Origin of the sequence: Microbacterium binotii (assembly GCF_021398715.1) — a bacterium.
In the GTDB taxonomy this organism is placed as follows: domain Bacteria; phylum Actinomycetota; class Actinomycetes; order Actinomycetales; family Microbacteriaceae; genus Microbacterium; species Microbacterium binotii_A.
In genome coordinates this window covers 2,530,306-2,547,822 of the sequence record NZ_CP090347.1, presented here as the reverse complement: position 1 = coordinate 2,547,822, position 17,517 = coordinate 2,530,306, and the positions used below count along the sequence as shown (strand labels likewise).

Below are 17,517 nucleotides of genomic sequence, written 5' to 3'. Positions count from 1 at the left end.
CGGGATGCGGCGGCCCGCCGCATCCCGAACTCACACGCGTGCGGCGAGGAACTCCGCCTGGGAGAACCACTGGTACATGAGACCGCCCTCGTGCTGGTTGTGGGGGTAGACCTCGATGTCCGCCTCGCCCGCGTAGTGGTTGCGGGCGGCGAAGACCGTCGAGGGCGGGCACGTCTGATCGTGCAGCGCCGTCGAGAACAGGGCGGGCGCCTCGGACCGGCGCGCCATGTTCACCCCGTCGAAGTAGGACAGCGTGGTGAACACGCGCTCCTCGGTGTGGCGGTGCACCGCGAGGTAGCGCACGATCTCCTGGTACGGATCCGCGTCCGTGAGCCCCACGGCCCGCTCGAAGTGGCAGAGGAACGGTACATCGGGCATGACCGCGACGAGTCCCTCGGACAGTGCGCCCGCGGCCAACGCGATCCCGCCGCCCTGGCTGCCTCCGCACACCGCGACGCGGTCGGCGTCGACGATGTCGAGTGTGCGCGCCGCATCCACCAGGCGCACCGCATCCGTGAACACGCGACGGTAGTAGTACTGGGCGGGATCCTCGATGCCGCGCGTCATGAAGCCGCTGACCGACGGGCCGGTGCCGTGCGGGTCGGGGGTGTCACCGCCGGTTCCCCACATCGAGCCCTGGCCGCGGGTGTCCATCAGCAGGTGCGCGTAGCCGGCGTTGGCCCAGCCGAGCCGCTCGCCTGCGAGTCCTCGTCCTCCGCCGTACCCGTTGTACTCGACGACCGCGGGGAGCGGCTCGTCAGCGCCGGCCGGCACGGTCAGCCAGGCCCGCACCGGCTCGCCCGCGTAGCCGCTGAAGGTGACGTCGTAGACGTCGACGAGGGTGAACGGCGACGCGACCCGTTGGTAGCGCACCTCCTCGCCCGCGGCTCGGGACGAGGCGATCGTCTCGGCCCAGAAGGCGTCGAAGTCTGCGGGCTCGCGCACCTCGGGCCGATACTCGCGGAGGGCGTGCGGATCCATGTCGAAGCGCGGCATGAGCATCACGATAGGGGCATCGGGGTTCTCGCCGCGGCACCGCGGCCGGAGAATGGGGTGCTCATCCGCCGAGAGTGACGCGGTGGCCGCATCCCGCGCCGTCGCTATGATCACGATCGGGGAGGTGGGGCATGAGCAGCACAGAGATACCGACGGACGCGCAGCCCGAAACCGCAGTGTGGTGGGCGATGGATGCCGACCGTGTGGCGGCCGAGCTCGGCACGGACATCGGCGAGGGGCTGTCGGACGCGCAGGCGGCCAGGCGACTGGCCGAGAGCGGCCCCAATGCGATCGCCGCGCCACCCTCGCCCCGCGCGGTGACCATCGCGCTGCGTCAGCTCGCCGACCCGATGAACCTCATGCTCATCGGCGTCGTCGTGGTCAGCATCCTCATCGCGCAGCCCTCCGTCGCCGTCGTCGTGGCGTTGCTCGTGGGCCTGAACGTGGTGCTCGGTACACGGCAGGAGCTCGCGGCGCGTCGCAGCGTCGACGCCCTCTCCCAACTGCAGATCCCCCAGGTGCGGGTGCTCCGCCAGGGCACGCTGCGCCAGACCGACGCGACGGACGTCGTCGTCGGGGATGTCGTCCACCTGGAGGCCGGCGACCTCGTCCCGGCGGACGGCCGCATCGTGCGCAGCGCGACCTGCGAGACGCAGGAGTCGGCGCTGACGGGGGAGAGCGCCCCGGTGCCGAAGGATGCGGGAACGCTGGCCGACGCCGACGTCGCGCTGGGTGACCGCGAGAACATGCTCTTCCAGAACACGAGCCTCACGCGCGGGACCGCCGTGATGGTCGTGACGGAGACCGGCATGCGGACCCAGATGGGCCGTATCGCGGGGATGCTCACGGCCGTCGTCGGCACGCGGAGCCCTCTGCAACGGGAGCTGGACGGGCTCACGAAGGTGCTGGGGCTCATCGCGTGGGGTGCCGTCGCGATCATGATCGTGCTGGGATTCGCCCGCGGCGAGTCGATCCAGACGGTCCTGCTCGTGGGGATCGCCATGGCGGTCTCCGCCATCCCCTCCGGGCTGCCGACCTTCGTGCAGGTGATGCTCTCGTACGGTGCCAAGCAGCTCGCCGAGCACCGGGCGGTCGTCAAGAATCTGAGCGATGTCGAGACGCTCGGTGCCACCTCCGCGATCAACTCCGACAAGACCGGAACGCTGACGCTCAACCAGATGACCGCTCGCCGCCTCTACGCCCGCGGCCAGTGGTTTTCGGTCGAGGGCGAGGGCTACCGCAAGGCAGGCGCCCTGCGTCATGCCGCGGGCCTCGAGGTGCCCGACTTCACGGCGCTCGCGTACGGGCTGTGCCTCAACAGCGACGCGACGGTGTCGGATGCGGGCACGGTGGTGGGCGACCCGACCGAGGCGGCCCTGGTGGTGCTCGCGGCCAAGCTCGGCGCCGATGCCGAGGAGACGCGGCGACTGTATCCGCGCGTGGCGGAGGTGCCCTTCGACTCGGCGTACAAGTTCATGGTGACCTGCCATGACGTGCCGTGGGACGGCGCGAGCGCGTTCGTCGCGACCATCAAGGGCGGACCGGATGTGGTCCTCGATCGCTGCGCGCACGCGCTCACCGCGGAGGGGGTCGTGCCCATCGCGGACGCGCGCGACGACATCCTCGCGGCCAACGCCCGGCTTTCGGGCGAGGGGCTGCGCGTGCTGGCGTTCGGCTACCGCATCCTGAACGCCGAGCGGGAGGCGGCGATCGCCGATCCGATGGGCTTCTCGGACGACTTCGTGTTCGTGGCACTCGTCGGCATCGTCGATCCCCTGCGCCCCGAAGCGATCGAGGCGGTGCGGATCGCGGCGGGGGCGGGCATCGAGGTGCGCATGATCACCGGGGACCACGCCGTCACGGCGGCCGCGATCGGCGACGAGCTGGGCCTCGGTCCCGGCGCCATCAGCGGCTCGGAGCTGCGCGAGCTGAGCGATGCGGAGCTGTCGGCGCGTCTGCCCGAGCTGCACGTGTTCGGCCGTGTGACTCCGGAGGACAAGCTGCGGGTGGCCCGCCTCCTGCAGGAGCGCGGTGAGATCGTCGCGATGACCGGCGACGCGGTCAACGACGCCGCGGCCCTCAAACAGGCCGACATCGGTGTCGCCATGGGCTCCGGGAGCGAGGTCACGAAGCAGGCGGCGCGCATGATCCTGACGGACGACGACTTCGGCACCCTCGTCGAGGCGATCCGGCTGGGTCGCGGCATCTACGAGAAGATCGTCGGCTACGTCCGGTACCAGATGTCGACGCTGTTCTCGCTCGTTCTGCTCTTCCTGGCCGCCAGCGTCCTCGACATCAACAACGGCGTGCCCCTCACGCCGCTCATGGTCATTTTCCTCAGCACCTTCATCACGTTCTTCCCCGTTCTGACCATCACGTTCGGACCCGACCCGGACGGCATCATGTCCCGACCGCCCCGCGACGTGCGTCAGACGCTCGCGAACCGCGGCTCCATCACGCAGTGGCTCGTGTACGGCGGCAGCATCTTCGTCACCGCGCTGGCCGCGCTCCTGCTGGCGCCGGGCGAGGCGCGCACCGCCGAAGCGTCGGTCCCGGTCACGATGACGTTCGTCGTCATCAGTCTGGGTTCCGTGCTGGCGGGGATGGCGATGCGGCGGGACCCCGCATCCGGATTCACGGCGCCATGGGCGGATGCGCTCAAATGGATGTGGATCCCCGTCGCGCTGACCGTCGTCTGCGTCGAGGTCGGCTTCGCCCAGAACCTGCTGATGACGACGAGCCTGAGCGGCGGCGAGTGGTTGCTGGCGCTCGCGCTCTCGGTGATCCCCGCCGTCGTGGTGGAGGCGGACAAGGCCCTGCGTCGTGCCCGCGCCCGGCGCTCCTGACTCGCGTGGTTCCCATGCACCTTTCTCGGAGATCGGCGCGTTTCTCGGAGGATGCGGCTGTAAACCTCCGAGATTCGCGCGCATTTCCGAGACCAGGATGCTGTCAAGGAGCGAGGTGGAGGCCGGCGGCGATGGCGCGCGCGATCGTGCGCTCGACGCTCGGCCAGTCGTACACCACCTGCGCATAGTCGAAGCGCAGCACGGTGAACCCGCGCAGGCGCAGTTCGGCATCGTGGGCGATGTCCTTGCCCCGCTGCGCGGACGTACGGTGATGGGTGTAGCCGTCGATCTGCACGACCAGGCGCTCGCCGATCAGGATGTCGACGCGGCGGCCCGCCACGACCGCCTGCTGCATCATGGGTACGCCCCAAGGACTCAGCCGCACGATGACCTGCGTTTCGAGGCCGGAGTCGGAAAGGCCGCGGACCTCGAGCGCGAGCGCGACGGCCTCGGGGGAACGCCAGCGCACCCGTCGCAGCGCGTCCGGCGAGATCCCTTCCGTGCGGACCGCCGACTCCCATACGACCCGCGCGGCCTCGGGAGACAGGCAGCGTGCGATATGGCGCAGCGCGTCCTCGGTCGACTCGAGCAGACTATGCGCCGCCGGTGGGGCGAGTGGAATGCTCCAGTGGGCGACCGCATCCGCGGGCACGCCGTCGGATGCGGCGTGGGGCCGTAGATGCAGGTGGGGCCGATCGACGAGCAGGGGCGGCAGCCACCAGCCGCGATGCCGAGCGACCGAGACGCACGCCAGTCGTGCTCCCGCCTGCGCTGCCGCCAGCAGGTCCGGCGGTGCGGACGATGTGGCGATCCAGGACCTCCGGACGATGCGGATGCGGCCGGCGGCCGCCTCGGCGCGGACGGCGCGCACGCCGAATCCGGCCTCGGCGGCGACCGCGCGATGGGCGAGCCCGCCCTGTGCGGCGAGCCAAGGAGTGAGGGACATCCCGCCATGCTGCGTCGACGTCCGCATCCCTGCTGCGCCGTGGAGCGACGTCTGTGGCAGACCCGCCGCGCTGCTCGGGCGGGGGAGGAGGTGCCACTGTTCTCGGAGATCGGCGCCGAACTCGGAGGCTTCGGGCTGAAACCTCCGAGAAGTGCGCGGAGCTCCGAGAACCGCGCGACGAGCAGGCAGCTCAGATGAGCAGAGAGCTCAAGCGGCGGCGGCCGCGCGGCCGCGTCAGAGCGCGATGCGGGCGACGACCTCGCCGAACTCGGTCTCGCCGACGGGCTCGAAGCCGACGCGGCGGAAGAACGCCTCGGGGCCGCCCTCGCCTGCCTCATAGATGACGTCGACGTGATCCATGCCGCGCTCGCGCGCCTCGTTCATGAGACCTTTGATCGCGAAGCGTCCGATCCCCTGGCCCTGATCGTCGGCGTCGACGTTGATGCGCCACAGGACGGAGCGGAACCACTCCTGCGTCTCGTGCTCGTCGAAGTTCGCGCTGACGAACCCGACGACGTCGTCGCCCGCGAGGACGACGCGCTGCCAGCTGGTCCGTGGATCGATCACGGTCGCCGCGACCCCGTAGCTGACAGGGGCGAGGAACTGTTCCTGCCCGGGTTTGAGCGACATGTTGTTCACGGCGACGATCGTCGCGGCCGACAGCTCTTCGAGGCGCAGTTCGGTCATGGTCACAGGCTAATGCCTGGCGCCCGCCTGCGGGGAGGGATGCGGGCCGTGTGAACCCGGCGATGCGGATGCCGTGAGAACCGGGCCGCGCGAGGGGGAGATATCTCGACATCGAGATAATCGGACCGGGTGCGATAGGCTGGCGGCTGACCCTCGACGCCTCTATGGAGAGACAAATCCGTGCCTGATTCCACGATCATCTACACGCACACCGACGAGGCTCCGGCGCTCGCCACCGCATCCTTCCTTCCCATCGTCCGCGCCGTCGCCGGCCAGGCGGGGGTCGAGATCGCGACGCGCGACATCTCGCTCGCCGGTCGCATCCTCGCAGCCTTCCCGCAGCAGCTCACCCCCGAGCAGCTCGTAGGCGATGCGCTCGCCGAACTCGGCGCGCTCGCGACGCTGCCGGAGGCCAACATCATCAAGCTGCCGAACATCTCGGCATCGATCCCGCAGCTCAAGGCGGCCATCGCCGAGCTGCAGGCTCAGGGATATGACATCCCGGACTACCCCGACGAGCCCAACGGCGTCGAGGAGGAGAGCGTCCGCGCGCGCTACGACAAGATCAAGGGCTCGGCGGTCAACCCGGTGCTCCGCGAGGGCAACAGCGATCGCCGTGCCCCCGGCGCGGTGAAGAGCTACGCGCGCAAGCACCCGCACCGCAACAAGGCGTTCGCCGAAGGCTCGAAGACCCGCGTCGCGACCCTGGGGCACGACGACTTCCGCTCGAACGAGATCTCCTGGGTCTCGCCCGATGACGACACCCTCACCATCCGTCACGTGGATGCGGCGGGCGCCGAGACCGTGCTGAAGTCCGGCCTCAAGGTGCTCCCGGGCGAGATCGTGGACGCCACGTTCCTGTCGGCGGCCGCGCTGGACGCCTTCCTCGCCGAGACGCTCGAGACGGCCAAGGCCGACGACGTGCTGTACTCGGTGCACCTCAAGGCGACGATGATGAAGGTCAGCGACCCGATCATCTTCGGCCACGTCGTGAAGGCGTTCTTCGCCGATGTGTTCGCCCGCTACGGCGACCAGCTCGCGGCCGCGGGGCTCACGCCCAACGACGGTCTCGGAGCGATCCTCTCCGGCCTCTCGGGTCTGGAGAAGGGCGACGAGATCGCCGCCGCGTTCGAACAGGCGATCGCGTCGGGTCCGCGCCTGTCGTACGTCAACTCCGACAAGGGCATCACGAACCTGCACGTGCCCTCCGACGTGATCGTCGACGCATCCATGCCGGCGCTCATCCGCAACGGCGGCAAGCTGTGGGGCGTGGACGGCGGCGAGGACGACACGCTCGCGGTCATCCCCGACTCGTCCTACGCCGGCGTCTACCAGGCCGTGATCGAGGATGTCATCGCGCACGGTCCGCTCGACCCCGCCACGATCGGCACCGTCCCGAACGTGGGACTCATGGCGCAGGCTGCCGAGGAATACGGCAGCCACGACAAGACGTTCGAGATCGCCTCCGCCGGTGTCGTCCAGGTCGTCACCTCGGCGGGTGAGGTCGTGCTCGAGAGTGCGGTCGAGGCCGGCGACATCTGGCGGGCCACGCAGACCAAGGACATCGCCGTGCGCGACTGGGTGAAGCTCGCCGTCACCCGCGCCCGCGCGACCGGCGTGCCCGCCGTGTTCTGGCTCGACGAGGGCCGCGCGCACGATGCCCAGCTCATCGCCAAGGTGCGCACCTACCTCGCCGAGCACGACACCGAGGGTCTGCAGATCGAGATCCTCGCGCCGACCGACGCGACGCTGTTCTCGCTCGAGCGCCTGCGCGCGGGGCAGGACACCATCTCGGTGACCGGCAACGTCCTGCGCGACTACCTGACGGATCTGTTCCCGATCCTCGAGGTCGGCACGAGCGCCAAGATGCTCTCGATCGTTCCGCTGCTCGCGGGCGGTGGACTCTTCGAGACGGGCGCCGGCGGCTCCGCGCCCAAGCACGTGCAGCAGCTGCTGGCCGAGGACTACCTGCGCTGGGATTCGCTGGGTGAGTTCTTCGCTCTCGCCGCGTCCTTCGAGCACTTCGCGACCTTCACCGGCAACGTCCGCGCGCAGGTGCTCGCGGACACGCTGGATGCTGCGACCGGCACCTTCCTCGAGAACGACAAGTCGCCCGGTCGTGCCCTCGGCACCATCGACAACCGCGGCAGCCACTTCTACCTGGCGCTCTACTGGGTGCAGGAGCTCGCCGCGCAGTCGGCGGATGCGGAGCTGGCCCGAGCGTTCGCGCCGGTCGCGCAGGAACTCGCGGCGGCCGAGGAGACGATCGTCGCCGAGCTGCTCGCGGTGCAGGGCAAGCCCGTCGAGATCGGCGGCTACTACCACCCGAGCCCGCGTCTGGTCGAAGAGGTCATGCGTCCGTCCGCGACCCTGAACCGCATCATCGACGCGATCTGACGTCACACGAAGAAGGGGCCGGATGCGGATGCATCCGGCCCCTTCTTCGTGTGTGCGACTCAGTAGTGGACCGAGACCTCTGACCCCTTGGACAGGAACTCGTAGGCCCAGGCCGCCTGATCGATCGGCATGTTGATGCAGCCGTGGCTCATCGGGCTGCCGAAGTTGTTGTGCCAGTACGTGCCGTGGAAGCCGATGTCGGGGGCGAAGTACGTGACCCACGGGACATCCTTCGTGCAGTAGGTCGAGGTGGGCGTGCAGCCCATGTCCTGCATGCGCACGTGGGCGAAGACGGTGAACTCGCCCGTCGGCGTGGCGTTCGCGCCGAGGCCCGACGAGATCGGCCAGCTGTTCACGACCTGACCGTTCTCGTAGAAGGTCGCCCGCTGCGTGCTGAGGTTCACGTCGGAGTAGCGGTGGAGGGCGGTCGTCGTGAAGGGGGCCTCTGTCACGGGCAGCTGGTAGGCGGCGTCGCCGGCGGCGAGCTGAGCGGCGAAGTCGTCGGCCACCTGCGAAGTGTCGCCGAGCGTGCGACCCACCGCGCCCGGCGTGAGGTCGCGAAGGACATCGCCTGCGGCGTTGGTGACGACGGTGGCGTCGACGGGCGCGCGGTCGACGAGGGGAGCCAGCGTGTCGACGGTCTTCTGGATGGCGTCGGCATCGGCCGAGAGGGTCAGCCTGCCGTCTTCGGTTCCGAGCTTCAGCCAGGATGCGGCCAGTGCGCGGTCCACGGGAACAGTGCGCTCGTCGCCGACGTAGAAGCCGATCGTGTCGAGGATGCCGTTCAACCGGGTGACCGAGGTCTCGGCATCCGCGGTCGTGATGGCGGCGTCCACGGGCACGATGGAGGCGTCGATCGTGGTGCTCCCCCCTCCCGAGGAGAACGCCTCGGTGAGGGCCGTGCGCACCTGGTCGAGGTCGATGCCCTCCCCGGCCGTCGCCGGCGTTGAGACGTACGAGGCGGTCGCCGCGTCGAAGGTCACCGTCGCATCGGTGGGGTCGGTGTAGGCGCCGGGGGCCGCCTCGCGGAGCGCGTCGGTGGCGACGGCGGGATCGAGCGTCACGTCGGCGACGAGCGGCTCGGAGTTCCATTGCGTGACGTTCCACAGCGGGTGGGCGTCGAAGGCCCGCTCCGCGATCGTGCGCGCATCGATCGAAGCGCCGAGGTCGGCACCGGTCACGGTGACGTCGCCGTCGGGAGTGTTCAGCACGACGGTGGCCCCGGCGAGGCGGGAGGACAGCGCGTCGGCCGCACCGCCCACCGTCATACCGCCGATCGGAACGCCGGCGACGGCCGTGCCGGGCGCGATGAGGACGAGAGACGCCGTGACGGCGGCCACCGCGAGGACGCCCGAGGGGATGCCGATCCAGAGCCCGAGGTGGCGCTTGCGAGGCTTGGGCTCTTCGGGGGCCCACGCGTACACGGGTGTCGTGCCGTCGCCGGACCCGGCGTCGGTGTCGTCCGCCGCCGTGTCGTTCTGTGCGTGCGGTCCGGTTGCCAGATCCGTCACACCATCACCCCCGTGCATCGTGTGCTGTGTCTTCCCAGGGTACGCGAGCAAATCTGATAAAGGCGTGGTCAGAGTCCGATCTCCGACAACGTTCCGATCACGGCCTCGTGTAACAGTCGTGTGACGAGCGCGCAGAGTGCTTGCATCATGTTTGTTCGTAAGGTGTACTAACAAACATGACTGCATCGGAAGTGCAGCGCGGCTCTTCCCTCTCGGAGCCCACGCACACCCACACGACCTCTCGCGGCGCCTTCGCGCCCGGACGCGCCCTGCGCGCCGGAGTGAAGGTCCTGCCCGAGCACGCACGCGGACACAACCGCTCGCTCGTGCTGCAGACGCTCTTCCACCGCGGCGCAATGAGCCGCGCGGACCTGTCGCGGGAGACCGGGCTCACCCGCGTCACGATCTCGGACCTCGTGGCCGAGCTGATCGGCGATGGATTCGTGGTCGAGAAGGGGATGCGCGAGGGCAGCCGCCCCGGCAAGCCCGCCATGCTCGTCGACGTCGACCGCGCCGGTCACCGCATCATCGGACTGGACCTGTCCGGCAGCGACGTCTTCATCGGTGCGGTCCTGACCCTCGACGGCGACATCGTCGCGCGCGCCGAGACCCCGCATCCCGCCGCCGCATCCGAGGTCCTGGCCGCCGTCATCTCGCTCGCGCAGCGCCTCGTGGCCGAGGCGAAGGCTCCCGTCCTCGGCATCGGCGTCGGCACTCCCGGCGTGATCGACGACCGCGGCATCGTGCTCACGGCCCCGAACATGGGGTGGGCCGGATTCGACCTCGAGGGTGTGCTGAGTGAGGCGCTCGGGCTCGAGGTGCTCGTCGCCAACGACGCCAACGCCGCCGTGCTGGCGGAGTACACGTTCGGCGGCTCCGGCGACGATGTGCTGCTGGTGAAGGTCGGCAGCGGTGTCGGCTCGGGCCTGCTCGCGGGCGGTCAACCGATGCGCGGCAGCCGCTTCGCCGCCGGTGAGATCGGTCACGTCACCGTCGGCACCGACGGCGGTCCGCTCTGCGCGTGCGGCAAGGTCGGCTGCCTCGAGGCATGGCTGTCCGTGCCGGCGTTGACGGCCAGAGCGGATGCGGCCGCCCCCGTCGAGCGCGACACGGTCCTGCGGGATGCGGGGGAGCGGCTCGGTATCGCGCTCGCCCCCGTCGTGGGCGCGCTGGATCTGTCGGAGATCGTTCTCTCCGGCCCCCCTGAACTCCTCGGCGGTGTGCTTGCGCAGGCCACCGCCGAGGCCCTCCGCACGCGGACACTCGCCCCCTTCCACGAGGGCGTCCGAGTGCGGATGACGGAGCAGGGCCAGGACATCGTCCTGCGCGGTGCGGCCGTCATGGTGCTGTCGGCGACGCTCGGCGTCTCCTGACATCACCTCCCCGTCAGTGCCGCCGGTACTCACGGTCTCATCATCAAGAACAGAGGACAGCACATGAAGAAGTTCCTCCCAGCCGTCGCCCTGATGGGCGCATCGGCGATTGCGCTTGCCGGATGCGCGGGGACAGGAGGCGGCTCGTCGAGCGGCGGCAGCGCGGAGATCCGTGTCTGGCTCGTCGGCACCGACACCCCTCAGGATGCCCGCGACTATCTCGTGAAGACGTTCGAGGATCAGAATCCCGGTTCCACGCTGGTCATCGAGGAGCAGCAGTGGACGGGGCTCGTCGACAAGCTCACCACGAGCCTGTCGTCCAACGACAGCCCCGACGTGGTCGAGATGGGCAACACCCAGGCTCCGGCGTTCACCTCGAGCGGAGCACTGCTGAGCCTGGGCGACATCAAGGACGAGCTCGGCGGCTCGGACCTGCTGCCCGGATTCGTCGAGGCGGGCAGCTGGGACGGCGATCTGTACGCCGCCCCCTACTACTCGGGCTCCCGCGTCGTGTTCTACAACACGGCGCAGTACGCGCAAGCGGGTGTCTCGGTGCCCACGACCCTCGACGAGTACGTGTCGAACGGTGTGACCCTCGCGGCGGCCCTCCCGGGTGTCTCGGGCGTCTACTTCCCCGGCAAGGACTGGTACAACGGTCTGCCCTTCATCTGGGAGAACGGCGGCGAGGTGGCCGTGCAGGCGAGCGACGGCAGCTGGGACGCCCAGCTGTCCAGCCCCGAGTCGGTCGCCGGGCTCGAGCAGGTGCAGGAGCTGATGACGAAGGCGTCTCTCGCGCCCAAGGACGGCGATGAGACCGAGGGATGGGTCCCCTTCCGTACGCAGCAGTCCGCGACCTACTCCGCGCCCAGCTGGGCGTACTGGTCGATCGTGGCCGACGAGGACAAGCAGGCGACCGCGGTCGCCGAGACGACCGGCGAGTTCGCTCTTCCCGGCGCCAAGGGCGGGGCGGCGCAGGTCTTCGCGGGCGGCTCCAATGTCGGCATCGCGGCCAAGTCGAAGAACCCGGAGCTGGCGAAGTCGGCACTGGAGATCATGCTGAGCGACGAGTACCAGACGATCCTGGCCGAGGCGGGTCTCGTGCCCGCGAAGACGTCGCTGGGTGACAAGGTCGCTGCCGCGACGCCCGAGCTCGCGTCGGTCATCGCGTCGGCTGCGGCGAACGCCAAGCTCACACCGGCATCGCCGAACTGGGCGGATGTGGAGGCGAAGGGCATCATGCAGGACCTGTTCGTCAACATCGCCGGCGGAGGCGACGTCGCCTCGCTCGCCGCTGCCGCCGACGAGCAGATCGAGTCCATCCTCAACGGCTGATCCACCCCTCAGCGACGAGTCGAGACTCGTCCGCCGTCTCGGCTCGTCGCTGCGCTCGCCGTGGGGTGCCCGTCACCGGGCATCCCACCGGGGGAGCGCGCCGCATCCGTTCTAAGGAGTCACCGTGGCCGTCGCCACCGAGCTGCCCGTCGGCACCGTCGCCGTCTCCGGGCCTCCCCCCGCCCCGCGGCGCCGCCGTCGCCGTCGCCGCGGACTCACCCCTCTTCTCCTGCTGTCGCCCGCTCTCGTCATGCTCGCCGTGTTCATCGGCTGGCCGCTCGTGCAGATGGTGGTCATGTCGTTCCAGGAGTTCGGCCGGGCGCAGATCTTCGGCGCCCCGCCGTCCTTCGTCGGGCTCGACAACTACATCGCCGTCCTGACGGACTCGGGATTCTGGCAGGTGCTCGCGCGGAGCGTGGCGTTGTGCGTGGTCTGCGTCGCGGCGACCATGGTGCTCGGCGTGCTCGTCGCGCTGCTCATGACGAAGCTCGGCCGCGTCATGCGCACCGCCGTCTCGGTCGCGCTGCTGCTGGCCTGGGCGATGCCCGCGCTGACCGCGACGATCGTGTGGGGCTGGATCTTCGACACCCAGTACGGCCTCGTCAACTACGCGCTCACCCAGCTGACCGGCAGCGACTGGACCGGACACAGCTGGCTCATCGACCCGATCAGCTTCTTCGCCGTGGCGGCCATCATCATCACGTGGGGCGCGATCCCGTTCGTGGCCTTCTCCGTCTACGCGGGGCTCGGCCAGGTGCCCGACGAGGTCCTCGAGGCCGCCCAGCTGGACGGTGCGGGCGCCTTCTCGCGCTTCCGCCTCATCGTCTTCCCGTACCTGCGCTCGATCCTCATCGTGCTCCTGATCCTCCAGGTCATCTGGGATCTGCGCGTGTTCGCACAGATCTACGCCCTGCAGACGATCGGAGGCGTCCGCGCGGACACCAACACCATCGGGGTCTACATCTACAGCGTCTCGATGGCCTCGGGCGACCTCGGCTCCGGCGGTGCGATCTCGGTCATCCTCGTGGTGATCATGCTCGTGATCTCCGGCTACTACATCCGCTCGATGCTTCGTCAGGAGGAGGCATGACCACGCGCGCACGCACCCGTACCGGTCGGGTCCTGCTGAATCTCTGCGCCCTGGTGGTGATCGTGTGCGCGGTGTTCCCCGTGTACTGGATGATCAACACGTCGCTGCTGCCCGCATCCGCCGTGCGCGGTGCGGCGCCGCACTTCTGGCCCGACCAGTTCACGCTGCGCAACTACGCCACGGCGCTCGGCGAGGGCGGCTTCCTCGGCGCTCTCGGCACCTCGGTGACGGTGACCGGCATCACCCTCGTCGCGGCGCTGCTGTTCGCGTTCCTCGCGGCCGTCGCGCTCTCGCGCTTCCGGTTCCGCAGCCGTAAGAGCATCGTCGTCGCGATCCTCGTCGTGCAGATGATCCCCGCGGAGGCCATGATCATCTCCACCTTCCGCGTGCTCGACGGCTGGGCCCTCGTCAACACGATCGCCGGCCTCAGCCTCGTCTACATCGCGATCGTGCTCCCCTTCACGATCTGGACGCTGCGCGGCTTCGTCGCGGGCGTGCCCGCGGAGCTGGAGGAGGCGGCGATGATCGACGGCTGCAGCCGTACGGGCGCCTTCTGGCGGGTCACCTTCCCCCTGCTCGCCCCGGGGCTCGTCGCCACCGGCGTGTTCGCGTTCATCCAGGCCTGGAACGAGTTCGTGTTCGCGCTCGTCATCCTCACCCGTCCCGACCCGCAGACCCTGCCCATCTGGCTGCGCGCGTTCGTGCAGGTGACGAAGGCCACCGACTGGTCGGTGGTCATGGCCGCATCCACCCTGATGGCGTTGCCTGTCGTCGCGTTCTTCCTGATCGTGCAGCACCGCATGACCGGGGGACTGGTCTCGGGCGCGGTGAAGGGATGAGGGTCGGGCTCGACGTCGGTGGCACCAAGACGGATGCGGTGGTCGTCGACGCCCGGGATCGGGTGCTCGCCTCGGTGCGGCTCGCGACGCTCTGGGGGCCGGTGGGTGTGGTGGAGACCGTCGCAGATGCCGTGGCCGCACTCGGCGCCATGGCGGGCATCGACGCCGCGCAGTTCTCGTCGGTCGGGATCGGGATGCCGGGCCAGGTGCATCCGGGGTCGGGTCGTGTGACCCACGCGCTCAACCTCGGCGTCGCCGACCTCGATGTCGCCGCCGCCGTTGCGCCTCGGCTGGGACTGCCCGTGCACGTCGAGAACGATGTGAAGGCGGCCGCGCTCGGAGCCGCGGCGCTGGAGCGGCCCGGCGCGAGCCTCGCGTTCTTGAACCTCGGTACCGGCGTCGCGGCCGGCATCGTGCTCGGCGGGCGTCTCTGGCGCGGTGCCGGCGGGTCAGCCGGCGAGGTGGGACACATCAGTATCGATCCCGCCGGACCGCCGTGCCGCTGCGGGGGTCGCGGATGCATCGAGGCGCTCGCCGGGGGAGCGGCGATCGCCGACCGCTGGGGACGCCCCGCAGCCCTCCCGGTGCGCGACGTCTTCGACGCCGCGGACGCGGGCGATGCGCTCGCCACCCTCATCCGCCGCGATCTTGCGCGCTCGGTCGCGGCGGCCGTGCGCATCCTGGTGCTGACGGCCGACGTGGAACGGGTCGTGATCGGGGGAGGCCTCACCGCGCTCGCCGATCGCATGCTCCCCGAGGTGCGCGTCGAACTGGAGCGCAGCGCCGCCGCATCCCCGTTCCTGCGATCGCTGCGGCTCGCGGACCGGATGCGCGTGCTGCCGACCGGGTCGCCGGTCGCGGCGGTCGGGGCGGCGATCGTGGGAGGAACGGCAATCGAGCAGGAGGTGAGCGCACGTGGCTGAAGTGGTCATCGTCGCATCGGAGCAGGAGGGCGGCGCGATCGTCGCCGACGAGATCGTCCGGCTGATCCGGAAGCGGGAGGACACCGTTCTGGGACTCGCCACGGGCTCGACGCCGCTGCCCGTGTACGAGGCGTTGCGGGAGCGCATCGGGGACCTCGACGTCTCGCGGGTGCGCGGGTTCGCGCTCGACGAGTACGTCGGGCTGGATCCCTCGCACCCCGAGAGCTACCGCTCGGTGATCGCGCGCGAGGTGGTCGGTCCGTTGGGCCTGGACCCGGCCCGCATCCGCGTGCCGGACGGCCGTGAGGCGGGCATCGCCACGGCGGGCGAGGAGTACGAGCGTGCGATCCGGGAAGCGGGCGGTATCGACCTGCAGATCCTGGGGATCGGCACCGACGGGCACATCGGGTTCAACGAACCCGGCTCGTCGTTCGCATCGCGCACGCGCGTGAAGACCCTGACCGCGCAGACCCGGGAGGACAACGCCCGCTTCTTCGCCGCCGCCTCCGAGGTGCCGCGTCACTGCATCACCCAGGGCCTCGGCACGATCCTCGAGGCCCGGCATCTCGTGCTGCTCGCCTTCGGGCAGGAGAAGGCGGATGCGGTCGCCGGGGCCCTCGAGGGGCCGGTCACCGCGATGCTCCCCGGCTCCGCGGTGCAGCTGCATCCGCATGTGACGGTCGTGGTGGACGAGGCGGCCGCATCCCGTCTGCGCCTGGCGGACTACTACCGCGCCAGCTGGGAGGGAAAGCCCGACTGGCAGGGGCTCTGACCCCTCCGTGTGCCGCGTGCCGCATCGCACCCCTCGATCGTTGCGGCGAGGGGGACACGACGGCGATCAGTCGGCGAAGACGACGCCGGGATTGAGGATGCCGGTGGGATCGAAGACGCGCTTGATGTCGCGCTGCAGCTGCCACTGACGTGCGCCGAGTTCGTCGCGCAGCCACCGGCGCTTGAGCACACCGATGCCGTGTTCGCCGGTCAGTGTGCCGCCGAGGCGCAGTGCGGAGCGGAACAGGTCGTCGGCCGCGCGCCAGACGACGTCCGGCACCTCGGGGCCGTCGAAGACGAAGTTCGGGTGGAGGTTCCCGTCACCCGCGTGGGCCACCGTGGGGATCGTGAGTCCGTAGTCGCGCTCGATACGCATGACCTCGTCGAACATCGCAGGCAGTGCCGATCGCGGCACCGAGACGTCCTCGATGAGCGTCGTGCCGAGTCGCTCCATGGCCGGATGCAGCGAGCGCCGCAGCTGAAGCAGCGCCTCGCCCTCCGTCTCGTGCGCGGCGAGGCGCACCCGCCCGCCCGCGTGCTCGAGCACCTGCGCGATGAGCGCGGCGTCGTCTGCGGCCGTCGGTCCGTCGGTCTGCACGGTCAGCAGACTCTCGCCACCGGTGGGCGCGGGCAGGGAGAGGAGCACGTGGACTGCGGCGAGGCTCGCCGCATCCATGAGCTCCATGATCGCCGGCTGCACACCCGATGCGGTCACGGCTGCGGCGCCCGCAGCCGCGGCGCGCACGTCGCTGAAGGATGCGATGAGCGTGCGCGGCTGCCCGGCGACGAGGCGGCGCAGCTTGAGCGTCGCCCCCACGACGACCCCGAGTGTGCCCTCGGACCCGATCATGAGCGACGTCAGATCGAGGCCGGTCACGCCCTTCACGCTGCGATGGCCGAGGCGGACCAGCTCACCGTCGGCGAGGACGACGTCGACGCCGAGGACCGCGTCGCGCACGACGCCGTACTTCGCGCACAGCAGCCCGCCCGCACCGGTCGCGATGTTGCCGCCGACGGTCGAGATGGCGCGGCTCGCGGGGTCGGGCGCCCACCACACCCCGTGGCGGGCGAGCTCGGCGTTCAGCTCGGCGTTGATGATGCCGGGTTGCACGACGGCGAGCAGGTCGTCGGGGCGGATCTCGATGATGCGGCTCATCCGCGCGAGCGAGAGCGCGATCCGGCCGGTGCCGACGTTCGCGCCTCCCGCGAGCCCGGTGCCGGCACCGCGCGGGACCACGGGCGTACCCGTCGCATGGGCGATGCGCAGCGCGACCTGGACGTCCTCGACGCTCTCGGCGTGCACGACGGCCAGGGCGCGGCCGTCGGCGGCGTGACCCGACTTGTCGGCGCGGACGGCCTCGAGCATCGCCCCGGTCGTGTCGATCCGGTCGCCGAGCGCCTCACGCAGCAGGTCGACGACCGACGCGATCATGCGAAACGGCGGCGTCCGACGACCAGGCCCACCGTGACCGCGACCACGGCGTAGGCGATGCCGATCCAGGTGAGACCGAGCGACCACAGGGCGGCCGTCGCTGCGGCGTAGACCAGGAGTTCGGCGATGGCGCGCACGAAGGGGTGCACGGCGAAGACGGCGCGGGGGGAGACGAACAGCGCCCACAGCACGATGGCGGCGGCGGGGGTGAGGATGCCGACGACGAGGTTCCACGGGAACGGCCACGTCGCGAAGCCCCAGATCGCCAGGGCGACGATGCCGCCGATCTCGCACAGGAACGCCACCACGTCGAGGGCGGACAGTGCGGGGCGCGTGCCGGCGGGCAGGGGCGCGGACGAGGGGGTGCTCACCCG

At 70.2% G+C, this 17,517-nt stretch carries 14 protein-coding genes; 8 read left to right on the top strand and 6 right to left on the bottom strand.

What is annotated here, in order from left to right:
• Positions 1–30: 30 nt before the first annotated feature.
• Positions 31–996 (bottom strand): acetylxylan esterase, encoded by a 966-nt coding sequence (locus LXM64_RS12550; protein WP_234073488.1) that lies wholly within the window; start codon positions 994–996, stop codon positions 31–33.
• 131 nt (positions 997–1,127) lie between these two features.
• Between LXM64_RS12550 and LXM64_RS12545 the strand changes: the two genes are divergently transcribed.
• Entirely contained in the window at positions 1,128–3,842 is a 2,715-nt protein-coding gene (locus LXM64_RS12545; protein WP_419144839.1) for a cation-translocating P-type ATPase, read from the top strand.
• 103 nt (positions 3,843–3,945) lie between these two features.
• On the opposite strand, the gene LXM64_RS12540 is transcribed toward LXM64_RS12545, so the two are convergent.
• Positions 3,946–4,788 (bottom strand): endonuclease domain-containing protein, encoded by an 843-nt coding sequence (locus tag LXM64_RS12540; protein WP_234073487.1) that lies wholly within the window; start codon positions 4,786–4,788, stop codon positions 3,946–3,948.
• Positions 4,789–5,022: 234 nt separating this feature from the next.
• The gene (locus LXM64_RS12535; RefSeq protein WP_234073486.1) at positions 5,023–5,475 is read right to left on the bottom strand and encodes a GNAT family N-acetyltransferase; all 453 of its coding nucleotides are present in this window, start codon (positions 5,473–5,475) and stop codon (positions 5,023–5,025) included.
• Positions 5,476–5,655: 180 nt separating this feature from the next.
• Between LXM64_RS12535 and LXM64_RS12530 the strand changes: the two genes are divergently transcribed.
• Positions 5,656–7,872: an NADP-dependent isocitrate dehydrogenase gene (locus LXM64_RS12530; protein ID WP_234073485.1), complete on the top strand. Its 2,217-nt coding sequence runs from the start codon at positions 5,656–5,658 to the stop codon at positions 7,870–7,872.
• A 59-nt stretch (positions 7,873–7,931) separates the two neighbouring features.
• Here LXM64_RS12530 and LXM64_RS12525 read toward each other — a convergent pair whose 3' ends face one another.
• Positions 7,932–9,383 carry a L,D-transpeptidase family protein gene (locus tag LXM64_RS12525; RefSeq protein ID WP_234073484.1) on the bottom strand — a complete coding sequence of 484 codons (1,452 nt, stop codon included), beginning with the start codon at positions 9,381–9,383 and terminating at the stop codon, positions 7,932–7,934.
• A 176-nt stretch (positions 9,384–9,559) separates the two neighbouring features.
• Between LXM64_RS12525 and LXM64_RS12520 the strand changes: the two genes are divergently transcribed.
• From LXM64_RS12520 to nagB, 6 genes are all read left to right on the top strand, one after another.
• Positions 9,560–10,756, top strand: a complete 1,197-nt coding sequence (locus LXM64_RS12520) for an ROK family transcriptional regulator (protein WP_234073483.1) — start codon at positions 9,560–9,562, stop codon at positions 10,754–10,756.
• A 63-nt stretch (positions 10,757–10,819) separates the two neighbouring features.
• Entirely contained in the window at positions 10,820–12,088 is a 1,269-nt protein-coding gene (locus tag LXM64_RS12515) for an extracellular solute-binding protein (protein WP_234073482.1), read from the top strand.
• 124 nt (positions 12,089–12,212) lie between these two features.
• A complete protein-coding gene (locus LXM64_RS12510) occupies positions 12,213–13,178 on the top strand; it encodes a carbohydrate ABC transporter permease (RefSeq protein WP_234073481.1) in 966 nt (321 codons plus the stop codon).
• Positions 13,175–14,017: a carbohydrate ABC transporter permease gene (locus tag LXM64_RS12505; protein WP_234073480.1), complete on the top strand. Its 843-nt coding sequence runs from the start codon at positions 13,175–13,177 to the stop codon at positions 14,015–14,017. Before LXM64_RS12510 ends, LXM64_RS12505 begins: the two co-directional genes overlap by 4 nt.
• Entirely contained in the window at positions 14,014–14,940 is a 927-nt protein-coding gene (locus tag LXM64_RS12500; protein ID WP_234073479.1) for an ROK family protein, read from the top strand. Before LXM64_RS12505 ends, LXM64_RS12500 begins: the two co-directional genes overlap by 4 nt.
• The gene (gene nagB, locus LXM64_RS12495; RefSeq protein WP_234073478.1) at positions 14,933–15,712 is read left to right on the top strand and encodes a glucosamine-6-phosphate deaminase; all 780 of its coding nucleotides are present in this window, start codon (positions 14,933–14,935) and stop codon (positions 15,710–15,712) included. The genes LXM64_RS12500 and nagB overlap by 8 nt, the downstream gene beginning before the upstream one ends.
• A gap of 66 nt (positions 15,713–15,778) precedes the next feature.
• Here nagB and LXM64_RS12490 read toward each other — a convergent pair whose 3' ends face one another.
• Complete coding sequence (locus tag LXM64_RS12490; protein WP_419144838.1) at positions 15,779–17,143, bottom strand: FAD-binding oxidoreductase; 1,365 nt, start codon at positions 17,141–17,143, stop codon at positions 15,779–15,781.
• On the bottom strand, positions 17,140–17,514 hold the full coding sequence (locus tag LXM64_RS12485) for a YrdB family protein (RefSeq protein ID WP_234073477.1): 375 nt from the start codon (positions 17,512–17,514) through the stop codon (positions 17,140–17,142). The genes LXM64_RS12490 and LXM64_RS12485 overlap by 4 nt, the downstream gene beginning before the upstream one ends.
• Positions 17,515–17,517 lie beyond the last annotated feature (3 nt).

Bases quoted from the DNA above. Each gene is read 5' to 3' on its own strand.
- LXM64_RS12550 (WP_234073488.1), bottom strand. From the start codon at position 996: ATGCCGCGCTTCGACATGGATCCGCACGCCCTCCGCGAGTATCGGCCC.
- LXM64_RS12545 (WP_419144839.1), top strand. From the start codon at position 1,128: ATGAGCAGCACAGAGATACCGACGGACGCGCAGCCCGAAACCGCAGTG.
- LXM64_RS12540 (WP_234073487.1), bottom strand. From the start codon at position 4,788: ATGTCCCTCACTCCTTGGCTCGCCGCACAGGGCGGGCTCGCCCATCGC.
- LXM64_RS12535 (WP_234073486.1), bottom strand. From the start codon at position 5,475: ATGACCGAACTGCGCCTCGAAGAGCTGTCGGCCGCGACGATCGTCGCC.
- LXM64_RS12520 (WP_234073483.1), top strand. From the start codon at position 9,560: ATGACTGCATCGGAAGTGCAGCGCGGCTCTTCCCTCTCGGAGCCCACG.
- LXM64_RS12515 (WP_234073482.1), top strand. From the start codon at position 10,820: ATGAAGAAGTTCCTCCCAGCCGTCGCCCTGATGGGCGCATCGGCGATT.
- LXM64_RS12505 (WP_234073480.1), top strand. From the start codon at position 13,175: ATGACCACGCGCGCACGCACCCGTACCGGTCGGGTCCTGCTGAATCTC.
- LXM64_RS12500 (WP_234073479.1), top strand. From the start codon at position 14,014: ATGAGGGTCGGGCTCGACGTCGGTGGCACCAAGACGGATGCGGTGGTC.
- LXM64_RS12490 (WP_419144838.1), bottom strand. From the start codon at position 17,143: ATGATCGCGTCGGTCGTCGACCTGCTGCGTGAGGCGCTCGGCGACCGG.